Source organism: Paraburkholderia sp. 2C (assembly GCF_054589215.1).
Genome location: NZ_BAAILL010000071.1, coordinates 98,914 through 113,815, shown reverse-complemented (window position 1 = coordinate 113,815; position 14,902 = coordinate 98,914). Strand labels below are relative to the sequence as shown.

At 62.0% G+C, this 14,902-nt stretch carries 14 protein-coding genes; 11 read left to right on the top strand and 3 right to left on the bottom strand.

The annotated features are described in order from the left end of the window. Positions 1 to 238 precede the first annotated feature (238 nt). From ACYPXD_RS32820 to ACYPXD_RS32810, 3 genes are read left to right on the top strand one after another with little or no spacing between them, the layout of a single operon-like run. Positions 239 to 916, top strand: coding sequence for a DsbA family oxidoreductase (locus ACYPXD_RS32820; protein WP_459722199.1), 678 nt, complete (start codon positions 239 to 241; stop codon positions 914 to 916). Further along, a complete protein-coding gene (locus ACYPXD_RS32815) occupies positions 913 to 1,485 on the top strand; it encodes a helix-turn-helix domain-containing protein (RefSeq protein WP_459722195.1) in 573 nt (190 codons plus the stop codon). Before ACYPXD_RS32820 ends, ACYPXD_RS32815 begins: the two co-directional genes overlap by 4 nt. Positions 1,486 to 1,522: 37 nt before the next feature. Next, positions 1,523 to 2,197, top strand: coding sequence for a hypothetical protein (locus ACYPXD_RS32810; RefSeq protein ID WP_459722192.1), 675 nt, complete (start codon positions 1,523 to 1,525; stop codon positions 2,195 to 2,197). A gap of 106 nt (positions 2,198 to 2,303) precedes the next feature. Here the strand turns inward: ACYPXD_RS32810 and ACYPXD_RS32805 are convergent, their stop codons facing one another. Continuing rightward, positions 2,304 to 3,203: a LysR family transcriptional regulator gene (locus ACYPXD_RS32805; protein WP_459722185.1), complete on the bottom strand. Its 900-nt coding sequence runs from the start codon at positions 3,201 to 3,203 to the stop codon at positions 2,304 to 2,306. Positions 3,204 to 3,466: 263 nt separating this feature from the next. Here ACYPXD_RS32805 and ACYPXD_RS32800 point away from each other — a divergent pair, with 263 nt between their 5' ends. From ACYPXD_RS32800 to ACYPXD_RS32770, 7 genes are all read left to right on the top strand, one after another. Next, positions 3,467 to 4,420 carry an aromatic alcohol reductase gene (locus ACYPXD_RS32800; RefSeq protein WP_459722182.1) on the top strand — a complete coding sequence of 318 codons (954 nt, stop codon included), beginning with the start codon at positions 3,467 to 3,469 and terminating at the stop codon, positions 4,418 to 4,420. A gap of 147 nt (positions 4,421 to 4,567) precedes the next feature. Beyond that, positions 4,568 to 6,535, top strand: a complete 1,968-nt coding sequence (locus ACYPXD_RS32795; RefSeq protein WP_459722176.1) for a PhoX family protein — start codon at positions 4,568 to 4,570, stop codon at positions 6,533 to 6,535. 362 nt (positions 6,536 to 6,897) lie between these two features. Then, the gene (locus tag ACYPXD_RS32790; RefSeq protein WP_459722170.1) at positions 6,898 to 7,101 is read left to right on the top strand and encodes a cold-shock protein; all 204 of its coding nucleotides are present in this window, start codon (positions 6,898 to 6,900) and stop codon (positions 7,099 to 7,101) included. A 337-nt stretch (positions 7,102 to 7,438) separates the two neighbouring features. Beyond that, positions 7,439 to 7,663, top strand: coding sequence for a hypothetical protein (locus ACYPXD_RS32785; protein WP_459722166.1), 225 nt, complete (start codon positions 7,439 to 7,441; stop codon positions 7,661 to 7,663). 510 nt (positions 7,664 to 8,173) lie between these two features. Continuing rightward, positions 8,174 to 8,440: a translation initiation factor IF-1 gene (gene infA / locus ACYPXD_RS32780; protein WP_459722160.1), complete on the top strand. Its 267-nt coding sequence runs from the start codon at positions 8,174 to 8,176 to the stop codon at positions 8,438 to 8,440. 113 nt (positions 8,441 to 8,553) lie between these two features. After that, entirely contained in the window at positions 8,554 to 8,766 is a 213-nt protein-coding gene (gene rpsU / locus ACYPXD_RS32775; RefSeq protein ID WP_459722439.1) for a 30S ribosomal protein S21, read from the top strand. Between the two features lie 350 nt (positions 8,767 to 9,116). Beyond that, on the top strand, positions 9,117 to 9,734 hold the full coding sequence (locus tag ACYPXD_RS32770; RefSeq protein ID WP_459722154.1) for a rhomboid family intramembrane serine protease: 618 nt from the start codon (positions 9,117 to 9,119) through the stop codon (positions 9,732 to 9,734). A 177-nt stretch (positions 9,735 to 9,911) separates the two neighbouring features. Here ACYPXD_RS32770 and ACYPXD_RS32765 read toward each other — a convergent pair whose 3' ends face one another. Next, a complete protein-coding gene (locus ACYPXD_RS32765) occupies positions 9,912 to 10,883 on the bottom strand; it encodes a LysR substrate-binding domain-containing protein (protein WP_459722151.1) in 972 nt (323 codons plus the stop codon). 136 nt (positions 10,884 to 11,019) lie between these two features. Between ACYPXD_RS32765 and ACYPXD_RS32760 the strand changes: the two genes are divergently transcribed. Then, complete coding sequence (locus ACYPXD_RS32760) at positions 11,020 to 13,314, top strand: NADP-dependent malic enzyme (protein ID WP_459722146.1); 2,295 nt, start codon at positions 11,020 to 11,022, stop codon at positions 13,312 to 13,314. Between the two features lie 124 nt (positions 13,315 to 13,438). Here the strand turns inward: ACYPXD_RS32760 and ACYPXD_RS32755 are convergent, their stop codons facing one another. Beyond that, complete coding sequence (locus ACYPXD_RS32755) at positions 13,439 to 14,893, bottom strand: efflux transporter outer membrane subunit (protein ID WP_459722140.1); 1,455 nt, start codon at positions 14,891 to 14,893, stop codon at positions 13,439 to 13,441. Positions 14,894 to 14,902 lie beyond the last annotated feature (9 nt).

Below are 14,902 nucleotides of genomic sequence, written 5' to 3'. Positions count from 1 at the left end.
TAAAAACCACTGCATTATCCGGCAGCCATCGCGCGCATCGGCGACACAAATATTTATGATTGTCGAGGGTTCCGGCCGTCCTCGATACAGTGGGAGATATGCCGTACACGGAGGATCATGCGAACGAGACATTGCGATATGGACGATCTCCAGCATCTTCCTTAGAGTGGCGCGATTCAGCCTTGATATTCGATTTCGATGTAAGCCTACGCCCTAGCAAATACCCAGGTGCTCTCGCATGATTCCGACGCCGACCGTTCGCATGGATTGCTGGACAGACTACGTGTGCCCTTTCTGTTATCTGCAAATGGGCATTCTTGATCAGTTCATCGAGGAGTCTCGCGTGCCACTGGTCATCGAGTGGCACGCCTTCGAACTGCGTCCCGATCCAATTCCTCTGATCGAACCGGACGGCGAATACATCAAGCGCATCTGGCTCGACGCGGTCTACCCGCTCGCCGCCGAACGTCATGTGAAAATGAGGCTGCCCCCGGTGGCGCCGCGCAGCCGGCTCGCATTTGAAACGGCCTTTTTCAGCCGCGGTGCAGGGCGCTTCGATAGCGTGCATCGCGCGCTTTTCAAGGCTTTTTTCGAGGATGGAAGAGATATCGGCAACGTGGACGTGCTGCTCGATATAGCAGACGAATGTGGGGTGGATCGCTCGGCGCTATCCGCATCCCTTGCTGGCAACCGGTTCAGAACGGCGATCGAAGATGACGAAGCAATGGCCGGCCGACTCGGCGTAACGGGGCTTCCGTTCGTCATGTTGTCATGCGCGAGCAATGGGCTGCAAACGCCTCCGCTGGTCGTGCGAGGTGTCGCGCCCATTGAACACCTGACGGCCGCGCTGGACCGGCTGCTGGCCGACGCCGCCGTCGACAGTCAACCGCCGTCAAAGACGCAGGTCAGGTCGTGATCGAGCAATCCGCCGCAAGCGCCCCGAAGCCTTCCTTCGTCACCGTTCAGGTTCACGCGGCCCAACGCGACGCCGCGCGCGACACCTACCCAGGCGTTTCGTCCGCGCTGTTCTTCGAGGTCGCCACACGCACCATTCACGCCTACGTACTCGACGGCTACGACCACACTTACGCCACGGGGAGACTGCGCCGGGTTCGCGGCGGCCTTGCCCCCAAGCATTTGCAGCTTGCCAAGGCCATGTTGTCGATTCGCGACCATGACACCGTCACACTCACCGCGCTGGGTCGGGCGTGCGGACTTTCGCCAAGTCATTTCGCGCGGGAATTCAAGCAATCCACCGGCTTGCCTCCGCACCAATGGGCGCTCAAAAACAAGATTTTTCAGGCGAAAGACATGCTGTTGCACAGCGGCCTTTCATTGCCGGCCGTTGCGTTCGCCTGCGGCTTCGTGGACCAATCCCATCTGGGGCGCTGGTTCAAGCGCCTCACCGGAATGAGCCCAAAGGCCTGGCAGCGCCGCCACCTCGATGGCGACCCCACGCAGGCGAACGCCAGCAGCGGCAAATAACATCATTTTCGTACCAGGCGCGGCAGAAACCGGATGCTTGATCGCGCTTCGGACCGATACGATACGCATCGGCCCACGCGAATCCGAACCGCCGCAAAACGGACGCCGATCTCGTTGTCGGGCCAAGACTGCCGTTTTGTTCTCAACTCATCCTCAATCCATGCTTCCGAATCAGAGGCCTCGCATGCATCGAATGCTATCGGTCGTTGTCGTCGCTTTGACTACCTCCACGGGCGCGCTCGCGGCCGGTTCGGTCACCTACCAGGAGCCGCTGGACGCGCAGTCGCTCGGCACCATTCGATCGAATTTTGTCGAACTCATGCAGTCGGCCAACCGCCACGACTTCAAAGCGCTGCATGAAATGTTCTGGCAATCGCCTTCGGCACTGCTTGTCGCCAAGAGTGCGGTCCCGTCGGAGGGGAATTGGGCCGGCTTCTGGGGCAACGACGCGATCGATCAGAAGCTGCACGATATCGGTACATCCGGCCCGGTCGTGCTTCAGCCGGATTATTCGAAATTCAAGGTCGTCGGTTTGACGAGGGACGTGGCGCAGTCGTACGCGCCGGTCACCATTACGGTTTCCTATGCGGGCCAGGATGGCACACCCAAGCCGTTTCTGATGTTGATCAACTGGATCAAGATCGAAAAGGACTGGAAGGTCGCCTCGGAAATCATCCTGCCCGTGCCCCCAGCGCCCGCGGCAAAGAATTAGGTATCCGGCGTATATCTCGACAACGTGTCCCGATCTTTCGTCAGAGCCCGCGTTACAGAACCCGCTGTCCTGCCAGGAGCCATCACGGGTACGCCGCCAGGGCACTTCACTGCGCCAGATCGGTCGTTGCGATCTCAACAATCCAGTCGACGAAGGTTCTGATCGCCAACGTCACGCGGGCCTGTGGATAGACAATGGAAACCGGCACAGGCGAGCATCTCGCCTGTGCGAGCACTTCCTTCAGTCGCCCGCTCTGGAGAAACGGAGCCACCGCAAATTCCGATAGCTGGATCAGTCCGAGGCCCTCCAGACCGCATTGGACGTAAGCCTCCGTTTCGTTGACCGAAAAGCGGCTGCGCATCGTCATTGTCACGTCTTCGCCGTCCATGCTGAACCGCCATTCGAGAGGCCGGCCAGTCGCATTCGATACGTAGTTGATAACACGGTGAGCGCCGAGTGCGGCCACAGAATCCGGCTCGCCATAGCGCTTCAGATATCGAGGCGAGGCGCAGGTGAGCCAGGCGAGCTGGCCCAGCCGGCGCGCGACCAGCGTCGAGTCCGCGAGCGCGCCAGTGCGAATCGCGCAATCGATGCCTTCGTAAATAAGATCCGATGGCCGGTCGCTCAGGCCGAGCACCAGTTCGATGTCCGGGTAGCGGGTCTCGAATTCGCGCAACCGGGGCAGCACGACTGAGCGCCCGATCACGCCGGGCATATCCACTCGAACCCGTCCGCGCGGTGTCGCGGCAGTCGCCGACAACTCGCTCTCCGCGTTGGCCACCTCCGCGAGGATGGCCTGACATGAGGCGAAGTACCGCGCGCCCGCGTCGGTCAGGCTCAGACTTCTCGTGCTTCTGCGCAGCAGCGGCGTGCCGAGATGCACTTCGAGATTCTTCACGATCGTCGTAACCGACGAACGAGGCATCGACAAGGTCTCCGCGGCCTTGCTGAAGCTTTGTGCCTCAACGACCCGTACGAAGGTTGTCATCGCTTGAAGTTTGTCCATGAGCGGTGCGCGCGGCGAATGGGTTTGCCTGGTCTGGGCAATAACGGCCTCCATGTTACCAACCCGACGCTGTCCGATGCGTTCGGCCGGACCGGGCGGACCTCGCGCGGCCGTCGTGGCCGTCGCGTTGTGTATTCACGTGCCGCGAACAATGCGCGGCGTTGGCGCCCCTACACTGCGAATCGTTCAAGGGCCGCTCCTCCGCATGAGGCAGAGGATGCGCCGGCCTTTCCCGCAACGCATTTTCCCGATGGGTCACGCATATGTTGAACGACAACTCCATTCTTGTTCTGGGTGCCGGCGAGCTCGGCATGGCTGTGCTGCGCAGTCTCTCCCAGCGCGCGAGGCACGCAGACAACGTATCGATCGCGGTACTGCTTCGTCCATCGACGATCGCGTCCGACCATCCAGCCCGACAGAAAGACGTGGCCGAACTGCGCGCCTTGGGCCTCGAACTCGTCGAGGGAGATCTCGCCACGCAAACGAGCGCCGAACTCGCGGCCATCTTTAGCCGGTTCGATACCGTCATCTCATGCACAGGATTTGTGGGCGGCCCCGGCGTGCAGCGCAAGATCGCACACGCGGCACTGGACGCCGGCATCAAGCGGTACTTTCCGTGGCAGTTCGGCGTCGACTACGACGTGATCGGCAGAGGCAGCGCGCAGGATCTGTTCGACGAACAGCTCGATGTGCGCGACCTGCTTCGTGCGCAGTCGCGCACCGAATGGGTCATCGTGTCGACAGGCATGTTCACGAGCTTCCTGTTCGAGAAGTCGTTCGGTGTCGTCGATCTGGCGACCCATACCGTGAACGCCCTGGGAAGCTGGAGCAATGCCGTGACGGTAACGACGGCCGATGACATCGCCGCGTTGACGGCGGAAGTGCTCTTCGCCGAGCCGCGAATCTCGAACCAGGTCGTGCATATCGCCGGCGACACGGTCACGTATCGCGAGGTCGCCGATACGGTCGACAGGGTACTGGGCGTGAAGGTCCACCGCAACGAATGGACCGTGCCTGAATTGAAGCGGCAGTTGGCCGAGGAGCCGCAAAACGGACTGCGAAAGTATCGTGTCGTGTTCGCACAGGGGCAGGGCGTCGCGTGGGATAGGAACCAGACATTTAACGCGAAGCGAGGTATCAAGGTGTGTTCGCTCGAAGCGTGGGTTCGGGACAATCTGTTGCACGTACCCCTTGCCTCCGGGCGTCTGGCTGGCTAAAGCCTGTCGGCTCGACATATTACTCAAAGCTGTCAATATAGTTTCATATTCATTTCATAGCATGCTCGCATTCCCCGAGCGCGGCTATGGACTTGCGTGGTCCGTTCGGCGTACTCGCGACTCCTTCAACCCGGACCCCACAAGAATATGGACCAGCACTTCGACTTGTCGCGCCGAAAGGCACTCAAACTGATCGCCGGCGCGCCAATGTTGCCGCTCGGTGGCGCGCTCGCGGCGTCGCCATTGCTTGCCGCGTGCGGTGGCGACGATACGCCGGCGGCGACCGCGCCCGCCACGCGTGCCGCGTTCGCATCGGCCTCGTTTAACGGCATGCCCGCGCCGACCTTGGACAATCCCGCCGCCATGGCCCAGACGACCGTCGGCTCGACGCTGACGGCACGCTTTGTCGACGGCAGCAGCATCGACTACAAGCTGGCCTACCAATCGTTCTTCACGACCGGCGACGCAATCGCGAACACGCAGGGCGGCACGATCATCGCCGGCGGTTACTACGACATCAACAACCAGCCGATCATCGACCGCTCGAAGCCCGGCAGCGAGCGTCAGTTCTTCTCCAATTGTCCCGATGGCACGTCGCTGCTCAAGCTCGACAATCCGACCGTACGCGGCGTGAAGGGCAAGGCGGTATTCGCGGTCGTGCAGTTCGAATACACCGATATGGATCTGAGCGGCGCGGATAAGTACGGCCAGTTGCCGTCGCCCATCGCAGTGCTCACGCTCGATCAGGATCCGGCCACCGGCAAGCTGTCGCTCGTCAGCTACGCCAACGTCGACACCTCGCCGGCGCATGGGCTGTGGATCACTTGCGGCGCGAGCCTGTCGCCCTGGAACACCCATCTGTCGAGCGAAGAGTACGAGCCGGACGCCACGAAAGCGGCCACGGATGCGCAGTTGCGTGCGTACAGCCAGAACCTGTACGGCGACCCGGCGAAGGCAAACCCGTATCACTACGGGCATGTGCCCGAGATCACCGTGCATCCGGACGGCACGGGCAGCGTCAGGAAGCACTACTGCCTCGGCCGCATCTCGCACGAGCTGATCCAGGTGATGCCGGACCAGCGCACCGTGCTGATGGGTGACGATGCAACCAACGGCGGCCTGTTCATGTTCATCGCGGACACCGCGAAGGACCTGTCGTCCGGCACGCTGTACGTCGCGAAGTGGAACCAGACGTCGTCGGCGGGCGCGGGCTCGGCAACGCTGTCGTGGATCAAACTCGGTCATGCGACCAGCGCCGAGATCGAAGCGCTCGCGGACCAGCTGAAGGCCGCGGACATCATGGACGTGATTCCGGTCAGCAATTCGGATACGACGCAGTACCCCGGCTACCAGAAGATCCACTTCAACAATACGTTCAACTGGGTGCAAATCCGGCCGGGTATGGAAAAGGCCGCGACCTTCCTCGAGACACACCGCTACGCGGCCCTCGCCGGCGCCAGCATGTGCTTCACCAAGCTCGAAGGAACGACCGTCAATGCGAAGGACAAGGTGCTGTACTCGGCGATGTCGCAAATCGTGACGTCGATGGTGCGCGGCAATGTCCATGCCACCGACATCGCGCTCGACAAGGCGATCAGCGCCGGCGCCGTCTATGCGCTGAACCTGCGCGGCGGCCAGCAGGCCACCGACGGTTCGGCGATCGACAGCGACTGGGTGCCGGTCGATATGAGCGCGCCGGCGGCACTGGTCGGCGAAGACCTGGCAACGGCCGACGCGCTCGGCAACACGGCGAACGTCGACAAGATCGCGAGCCCGGACAACCTGAAGTTTTCGGAAAAGCTGCGCACGCTGTTTATCGGCGAAGACAGCAGTCAGCACGTGAACAACTTCCTGTGGGCGTACAACGTCGACACGAAGATGTTGTCGCGCGTGCTGTCGACACCGGCCGGTGCGGAATCGACCGGACTGCATGCCGTCGACGAGATCAACGGCTGGACCTACGTCATGAGCAATTTCCAGCACGCCGGGGACTGGGGCGGCATTCACAGCAAAGTGCAGCCGACGCTCGATCCGCTGGTGCGCGCGAACTTCAAGGATGGATATGGCGCGTGGGTTGGCTATTTGACGGCGGAGGCGAGCGCGGTGAAGCTTTGATTGGTGGTGGGGAGCTGGACGTTTCAGGCCACGTGCAAGCGTGGCCTTTTTTTGTTGGCGGCCTGTTCATCGGTCGGCCAGGCGTTGATCCGGCTGGCCTGTGAGCCATAGCAGGCAAGGCGCGCAGCCCGGCTGTGCTGCATCGCTTCATCTATGGAACGGCCCGCCTGGTGAAACAGTTACAAGTTAAGCATTGACGCTGGTCCGCCCGGCGCGTACTGTTCGGGTCGAAGTTCAAGAAGTTCGATTGCTGTTCATCAATTGCTCGCTCCCACAGCGGTATTCGTTGTCCTCTCCCTCCTTGACGCTTCACGCGCTCTTTAATCGGGCAAATATTTTCTATTTTTTCTCAAGGATTCTTTATGGAAACCGGTACCGTTAAGTGGTTCAACGACAGCAAAGGCTTTGGCTTCATCACCCCGGACAAGGGCGGCGACGACCTGTTCGCTCATTTTTCCGAAATCACGGGCGACGGTTTCAAGACGCTCGCTGAAAATCAGAAGGTGAGCTACGAAACGAAGCAAGGCCCGAAGGGGCTGCAAGCCGCTAACATCAAGCCGATTTAAGGCTGAAGGACCCGGCCTCCCGCAACGGACGCCGGGTTGCAGCGACATCCCCGCGGGGCTCTGTCTCCGGGGTTGGCGCGATCGCTCCCGATTGCGCCTGATTGCTCGCGATCGCTCCCGGTTGCGGCCGATCGCGCCCGGTTGCGCCCGATCGGCATCTGTTTATTGAGCAGCTTGCCAGACGCCATGCGCGTCGTCGTGCCTCATTCTTCCTTCACGCTTCAACGCTACGCTTTCGTTTTTCGACTGCTTCGAGTTCGACTCGAATGGCTTTGAAGCGGCGCAGCCGTGCGCTTTTCGCGCAGGACGTGCGCACTCAAATATCATTAAAACTAAAATGCAAAGCAAACAGATTCAACAATACAACGGCTATGCCGTTCAGTCCTCGGCGCATCGTTTGCCCGACGGTAGCTTTTCATCCAACCTGCTGCTCGAACGCGTCGATAGCGCGCGAGCCGAAGGCCGCTACTGCTTCTATTCGCTCGATTACTTCAAGAGCGAAGAGCAGGCGCTGCAGCACTCGACCCAGTGGGCACGTAACTGGGTCGATACGCGCGGTTAACAACGACGCCACGGTTCGAACACCCCACGCATCCAGGGCGCGAGGGGAGGCGTAACAAACGCTCCCACGCCTCACTCCGGATTGCGAACTGTACAGGGTCGGCGCGCATGGCTGACAACGCCGTTCCTTCCGGTCTTGCCGATAGCGGTGGGGCCGGTGGCAGCCTTCGGTTATAATGACGTATTCATTCGCGTCGAACGGCACCGAAAAACCGCGTGTTGGCTTGTCGCGAATCTTTCCTTTGATTGATAGTCCGGCATAACCGTGCTCGCCGGACTGCACGCCCGACTCGCATCGGACCGGCTTGCGGACCGCCGCGTCTGACCCCATCCCCTTGCAACCTGGTTCGCCGCCCGCACAGGCGGGGTTCAAGACTCCCTCGCTGCAAGGGCAGCCCTACAAAGCTCATGTTTTCCGACGATCGCACGCGCGCGTGTCGATCGATGCTCGCGGGTTCTTTCTCAATGCAGCATCCGAGCCCATGTCCCGCCAATTGATCAGGAACCTTGAATGGCCAAAGAAGAACTGCTGGAACTCGACGGTATCGTTGACGAAGTGTTGCCTGACAGCCGCTACCGCGTCACGCTCGACAATGGCGTGGTGGTAGGGGCGTACGCGTCCGGTCGTATTCGCAAGAATCACATTCGCATCCTCGCGGGCGATCGCGTCACGCTGGAACTTTCGATGTACGACCTGACGAAAGGTCGAATCAATTTTCGACATAAAGATGAACGGAGCGGTGGCGCAGCGCAAAGAGCCACGTTTCGCCGTCGTTGATGGCGCAATACGCGACCGTCGACTGTGACCTTCATGTGTGACGGCGCTGGGTGCACATCCACTTCGCCATACGCCATTCGCCATTGCTGCCAGATTTCAAGCGAGGAAAGAAATTGACTACCGTAATTCTGAAACCCGACGAGCCCGTGGAAGTTGCATTGCGCCGTTTTCGTCGCGCGATCGAGCGCACCGGCTTGATTCAGGAGCTTCGTTCGCGGACCTCCTATGAAAAACCCACCGCGGAGCGCAAGCGCAAAAAGGCGGCTGCGGTCGCACGTCTGCGCAAGCAGATCAAACGGTCGTTGCCGCCGAAAAAGCGCTACTGACCGGGAACTGCCGGGCAGCGATGTTGAAGCGGGAGGTCCAGCGCCGAGCCGGATATCGCGCGTCACCGGGTTCCGGTCTGCGGCCCGGTAGCCGGATAGCCGGGTGGCCGGTTGAATCCGCATTCGCATGCCGCCCACTCGATTCACTCGAATTTCCGTGATCGATGCCGTAGGGCTATAGCGTCATCGTGTTCCCGTCCTTGCGGACGCGCCTTGGTAATCGGGCTTGGGACCGCAGGGTTCGGTCGGCAAAACCCGGAGACGACTGCTCCGCTACAATGTCGCGCGCGAAACACCGTCGATGACGGTTTTGCGCCGATGTTGCGTCGGCGTCTCCGGAGCTTCGTTCCATGCCTCAAAACAACGCGTCGCTTTCCCGCGCCGTCCATCAAGCCGTTGCGCAGTTCGAGACCCGGGTTCTGGTACTCGCGCTCTTTGTCGGTTCCATCTGGGCGGTTTTTATCGTGACCGCCGCCATGCCTGCCCTTCAGCTTTACCGCCATGGCGTGGTACCGCGTACGCTCAGCGGGCTTCAAGGCATTCTCTTCGAGCCATGGCTCCATGCGAGCCTCGGTCATATCGCCGCCAACACGGGCGGGCTGATTGTCCTCGGCTGGTTTTGCATGTGGCCACGCATCTCCAACTTTGTTTCAGCGACCGTGGCAGGCATGCTCGGGGGCGGCTTCTGCGCGTGGCTGTTTGGCGCGCCAGACTCGGTGCATCTCGGTGCGAGCGGCCTGGTGTTCGCGTATGCCGCGTACCTCGTGGCCTGCGGGTTCTATACGCGAAATCTCGCGTCGATTCTGATCGCCGCGTTCGTCGGATTCAGCTACGGGCTCACCATGCTGCTTGGACTGCTGCCGCTGTATCCGGGCGTGTCCTGGCAAAGTCACGTGGGTGGTGCGTTAGGCGGTGCGGTGGCGGCGCGCCTCGGCGTCCGCAAGCGGGCGCGCGCCGCGCCGCGTTGAACAGAACCGATCCGCCGCGTTTCCTGTACGAGTGAGTGCGTATGTCCATGCAGCGACGAATCTGGCTGATTACACGTTAATTGCCGTGTTTGCGATGTCGTCAGTGTTGGCGCGTCCGCCTGAGGACACACGGGCTGTGACCGGGCAGGGCAGGAGCATGCAGCGGCAACGTCGCCCTTAATCCCGCGTTTCAGCGTAGGTCTGCTTGCATATCTGGCGTAATGCTTCGACGAACAGATGCTGTGCCGCCGAGTACGGTCCTTCCGAGCGGGTAAACAGCGCAATCGGCGGAAGCGTCCATTCGAATGAATACGGCACGATGGCGACACCGGCAATGCGAACCAGTTCGTCCGCGATATCCGATGGCACGATCGACACGGCCTCTTCGCTCGAAGCAATCATTTCGCCGATGAGCTTCGACGAGTAACTCTCCACCACCGGCACCGGGGGCGTCGTTCCCGCCGCGAGAAACAGGTCGGCCACCTGTTCTCTCATCGGCGTATGAGGCGCACCGAGAATCCAGTCCAGCGTCACGAGCTTGTTCCAGTCGAGCTTCGTGCGCGCGAGTTTTGCCGCGAGACGCCGGCTCGCAATCATGCGCGGGCGTTGCCGGAACAGCACTTCAAAGCTGGCCTTGTGCAATTCGACCGACGCGGCCGCGCGGCCGATCACAATGTCGACGGTATGGTCCCGCAAGCGCGGCAACAGTTGATCGCTCGTTCCTTCGTGAATGGTCACCGTCACGCGCCGCTCCATGCTCGCATGCAGTTGCTTCAGCGCCGCCGACAGCAACTGGCCGGATATAAACGGAATCACGCCGACGTGCAGATGCGTCGCATGGCCAGAGGCCACCGCCTTGACGTCGCGAGCCAGATGATCGAGATCGTGGATCATCGCCCGGGCCCGCTCGAGCACAACCTCGCCGAGCGCGGTAGGCAACATGCCGCGCGACGAGCGCTCGAAGAGCGGCATGCCGAACATGCTTTCCAGTTCCGCCAACGCATTCGTCACGGCGGGCTGGCTGCTGGCCATATGTTCGGCGACGCGAGTCAGCGAACCGTGCTGCTGGATTTGCAGCAACAGCACGAGGTGCCGCATTTTCAGGCGCGCGCTCAGCCGCCTGACGATGTCGTTCGACTCAAGTGTCATTGACGAACCCATGCAACCATCACAAAAAGATGATGGGGCGATAGTAAAACAGAATCATCGGCTGATGGCGGCTCTCTAGAATCGCTTCAACGAATCGCGCCGGGATTGGCTCGACGCACTCATTGAGGCACCGAACATGAAGCAGACAGATACCGACCAGCAAGCCGCGTTCGACTATCACGAGTTTCCCACGCCCGGAAAGATCTCCGTCGTGGCCAGTAAGCCTCTCGTGACCCAGCGCGATCTGGCGCTGGCTTACACGCCAGGCGTGGCCGGTGTCTGCGAAGCGATTGCGGCGGACCCGCTCAAGGCGCATCGCTTCACGGGGCGTGGCAACCTGGTGGGTGTCATCACCAACGGCACCGCCGTGCTCGGGCTCGGGAATATCGGCGCGCTCGCATCGAAGCCGGTGATGGAAGGCAAAGCCGTGCTGTTCAAGAAGTTCGCCGGTATCGATGTGTTCGACATCGAAATCAACGAAACCGATCCGGACAAGCTCGTCGACATTATCGCCGGCCTGGAACCGACGTTCGGCGGCATCAATCTCGAAGATATCAAGGCGCCGGAATGCTTTACCGTCGAGCGTAAATTGCGCGAGCGCATGAAGATCCCGGTCTTCCACGACGATCAGCACGGCACCGCCATCACGGTTTCGGCGGCCTTTATCAATGGCCTGAAAGTGGTGGGCAAGGCCATCTCGGAGGTCAAGGTGGTGACCTCGGGGGCGGGCGCGGCGGCCCTGGCCTGTCTCGATCTGATGGTCGATATGGGCTTGCCGGTGGAAAACATCTGGGCGACCGACATCGAGGGCGTGGTTTACCGCGGCCGCACGGCGCTGATGGACCCGGACAAGGCCCGCTTCGCGCAGGAAACCGACGCGCGCACGCTGGCCGAAGTGATCGAGGGCGCCGATGTGTTCCTCGGGCTGTCGGTCGGCGGCGTGCTCAGCGCCGAGATGCTGAAGACGATGGGCCCGCGTCCGCTGATTCTGGCGCTCGCCAATCCGACACCGGAAATCTTCCCGGAGCTCGCTCATGCGACGCGCGACGATGTCGTCATCGCCACGGGCCGGTCGGACTATCCGAATCAGGTCAACAACGTGCTGTGCTTTCCGTACATCTTCCGCGGCGCATTGGACGTCGGCGCAACCACCATTACGCGCGAAATGGAAATTGCCGCGGTGCAGGCGATCTCCGGTCTTGCGGAAGAGGAGCAAAACGAAGTGGTCGCGGCCGCGTACGGCGTCTATGACGTGAAATTCGGCTCGCAGTACTTCATCCCCAAGCCTTTCGACCCGCGCCTGATTGCCCGGATCGCGCCGGCGGTGGCGAAAGCCGCAATCGAAGGCGGCGTGGCGACGCGTCCGCTGCCGGACCTGGCTGCGTATGTCGAGCAGTTGCAGCAGTTCGTGTATCACTCCGGCGCCTTCATGAAACCGCTGTTTTCGACCGCGAAGCGACTGGTGCGCGACGGCGGCAATGCACGCATCGTGTTTACCGAGGGCGAGGACGAGCGCGTGCTGCGCGCCGTGCAGGTGATCGTCGACGAAAAGCTGGCGCGGCCGATCCTGGTCGGACGCCCGGAAGTGCTGCTGGCGCGCATCGAGCGATTCGGCTTGCGGCTCAAGCTCGGGCACGACGTGGAAGTGACCAACCCCGAATACGACGAACGCTTCCCGCAATACTGGACGACGTATTGGGAATTGATGTGCCGCGATGGGATCACCAAGGAGATGGCCCGCGTCGAGATGCGCCGCCGGCTGACCTTGATCGGCGCGATGATGGTGCGGCTCGGCGACGCCGACGGCATGATCTGCGGCACGGTGGGCGCTTATCACGACCACCTGCGACTGGTCGATCAGGTGATCGGCAAGAAACACGGCGCGAAGACTTACGCGGCGATGAATATCCTGCTGCTCGATCAGCGGACCGTGGCGCTGGTGGACACCCACATCAACGATGATCCGACCGCCGAGCAGATTGCCGAGTTTACGATTAGCGCAGCGCGGCAAATGGAGTGGCTGAACCTGACACCGAAGGCTGCCCTGCTGTCGCGCTCGAACTTCGGCTCGGGCAGCGCGGCGTCGGGCGCGAAAATGCGTCAGGCACTGGCGCTCGTCAGGGCGCAGGCGCCGGAGATCGAAGTCGACGGCGAAATGCATGGCGACTGCGCGCTCGACGAATCGCTGCGCGCCCGGATACTGCCGACCTCGCCGCTCAAGGGCGACGCGAACCTGCTGGTCTGCCCGAATGTGGATTCGGGCAATATCGCCTACAACCTGCTCAAGACCGGCGCCGGAAGCAACGTCGCAGTGGGTCCCTTTCTGCTGGGCGTCAACGCGCCGGTGAACATCCTCACGTCCAGTTCGACGGTCCGCCGAATCATCAATATGGCGGCATTGACCGTGATCGAAGCCAATCGCGCCCAGTAGGCACATGGCGGCTCGCCCTCGAGCACAGAGGTCAGGGAAGGGGGGCCGCGTATCACGCCCGGCACGACGGCAAACCACGGCATAGCCGGGGATGCCGTTTTCGCGCGCCGTCTGGTGGCGGACATTACTGCTTCGCCGTCTGCTCCAGCCGTTCAGCGGGCGTGATTCCGCCCAGTGCCTGAAACAGCGCGGCCGTATCCGCGAGACGATCGGCCTGTGCGCGCGTCCTGTCGATTTCCGTCTGCAACGCTTGTCGCTGCGAGTCGATCAGGCCGAACTGACTGACGCCGCCCGCCGCATATTGCGCCTGCGCGATCTGCACGCTCGCTTGCGCTTCCGAGGCCGCTTCGTCGCGCGCCTGCAGTTCGCGTGCGTCGTCGTTCAATGCGTGCAGCGAATCGGCGACCTGCTGGAGCGCCTGCAACACGGTCTGCCGGTACGATGCGAGCGCGGCGTCGTAAGCGGCCAGCGCGGCGCGTTTCTTCGCGCGCAGCTCGCCGCCATGAAAGAGCGGCTGCGTCAGATTCAGGCCGACGTTCCAGATGTTCAAGCCGTTGACGACATCCTCGATACGCGTGCGCTCCGAACCGATACCCGCTGATACGACGAACTGCGGATAAAGATTCGCCGTCGCGACGCCGACATTGGCACTCGCCTGATGCAGCAGCGCTGCCGATGCGCGGATATCGGGGCGTTCGCGCGCGAGCGTCGAGGGCAGCGTGACGGGCACGGTGTCGGGCAGATGCAGCGCGCCGAGCGTGACGTCGCCGAAGTCCGCCTGGGACGGCTCGACGCCGAGCAGAATCGCAAGCTGATGATCGGCCGTCGCGAGTTGCGTGGTCAGCGGAGGCAGCTGCGCTCGCGTCTGCGCGAGCAGCGTGCGCTGCGTGTGCACGTCGAGTTGCGCGACGCCGCCCGCCGCATGACGTCCTTCGATAATCGCCAGTTGCCGCGCCTGCGCGTCGGCGAGTTGCTGTGTCAGCGCGAGCTGCTGCTGCAGCGATGCGCGCCGGATCGACGTCGAGACGACATTGCCCGCCAGTGTCAGGCGCGCGGCGTCGAGTTCATAGGTCCGGTAGTCGACTTGCGCAAGCAGCGCTTCGAGCGCGCGCCGGTTGCCGCCAAACACATCCAGCACGTACGAAACGCTGACCGACGCGTTGAGCAGCGTGAACGGCCCCGGGTTCGGCACATTCGGCACACCGAACGCGGCCGGATTGACCTTCTGTCGCGTGCCCGAGAGCGTCGCGTCGAGCGCGGGAAACGCGGTTGCACCCGCTTGCGCGACATAGTTTTCGCGCGCCTCGACAAGTTTCGCGCGGGCTTCGTCGAAAGTCGGGCTCTGTTGCAGCGCCGTGTCGACCAGACGGTTCAGCGTGTCGGAGCGAAATTGCGTCCACCATGCCGGCAGCGCATGATTCGCGGCAACCCGCGTTTGCGAGGCGCCCGCGGCATAGGTCGTGGCGGGCAAGGTCTCGCGCGTGTAAGACGGCGCATCGGGCGCAGCCGGCGAACGGAAGTCGGGGCCGACCGCGCAGCCGCATAGAACGAATGCGAATGGCAGCACGTAGCGTTTCATCGCCGCGCT

Coding starts and splice junctions, on each gene's coding strand:
- ACYPXD_RS32800 (WP_459722182.1), top strand. CDS start 3,467: ATGTTGAACGACAACTCCATTCTTGTTCTGGGTGCCGGCGAGCTCGGC.
- ACYPXD_RS32760 (WP_459722146.1), top strand. CDS start 11,020: ATGAAGCAGACAGATACCGACCAGCAAGCCGCGTTCGACTATCACGAG.
- ACYPXD_RS32770 (WP_459722154.1), top strand. CDS start 9,117: ATGCCTCAAAACAACGCGTCGCTTTCCCGCGCCGTCCATCAAGCCGTT.
- ACYPXD_RS32765 (WP_459722151.1), bottom strand. CDS start 10,883: ATGACACTTGAGTCGAACGACATCGTCAGGCGGCTGAGCGCGCGCCTG.
- ACYPXD_RS32785 (WP_459722166.1), top strand. CDS start 7,439: ATGCAAAGCAAACAGATTCAACAATACAACGGCTATGCCGTTCAGTCC.
- ACYPXD_RS32790 (WP_459722170.1), top strand. CDS start 6,898: ATGGAAACCGGTACCGTTAAGTGGTTCAACGACAGCAAAGGCTTTGGC.
- ACYPXD_RS32805 (WP_459722185.1), bottom strand. CDS start 3,203: ATGGACAAACTTCAAGCGATGACAACCTTCGTACGGGTCGTTGAGGCA.
- ACYPXD_RS32755 (WP_459722140.1), bottom strand. CDS start 14,893: ATGAAACGCTACGTGCTGCCATTCGCATTCGTTCTATGCGGCTGCGCG.
- ACYPXD_RS32820 (WP_459722199.1), top strand. CDS start 239: ATGATTCCGACGCCGACCGTTCGCATGGATTGCTGGACAGACTACGTG.
- infA (WP_459722160.1), top strand. CDS start 8,174: ATGGCCAAAGAAGAACTGCTGGAACTCGACGGTATCGTTGACGAAGTG.
- ACYPXD_RS32795 (WP_459722176.1), top strand. CDS start 4,568: ATGGACCAGCACTTCGACTTGTCGCGCCGAAAGGCACTCAAACTGATC.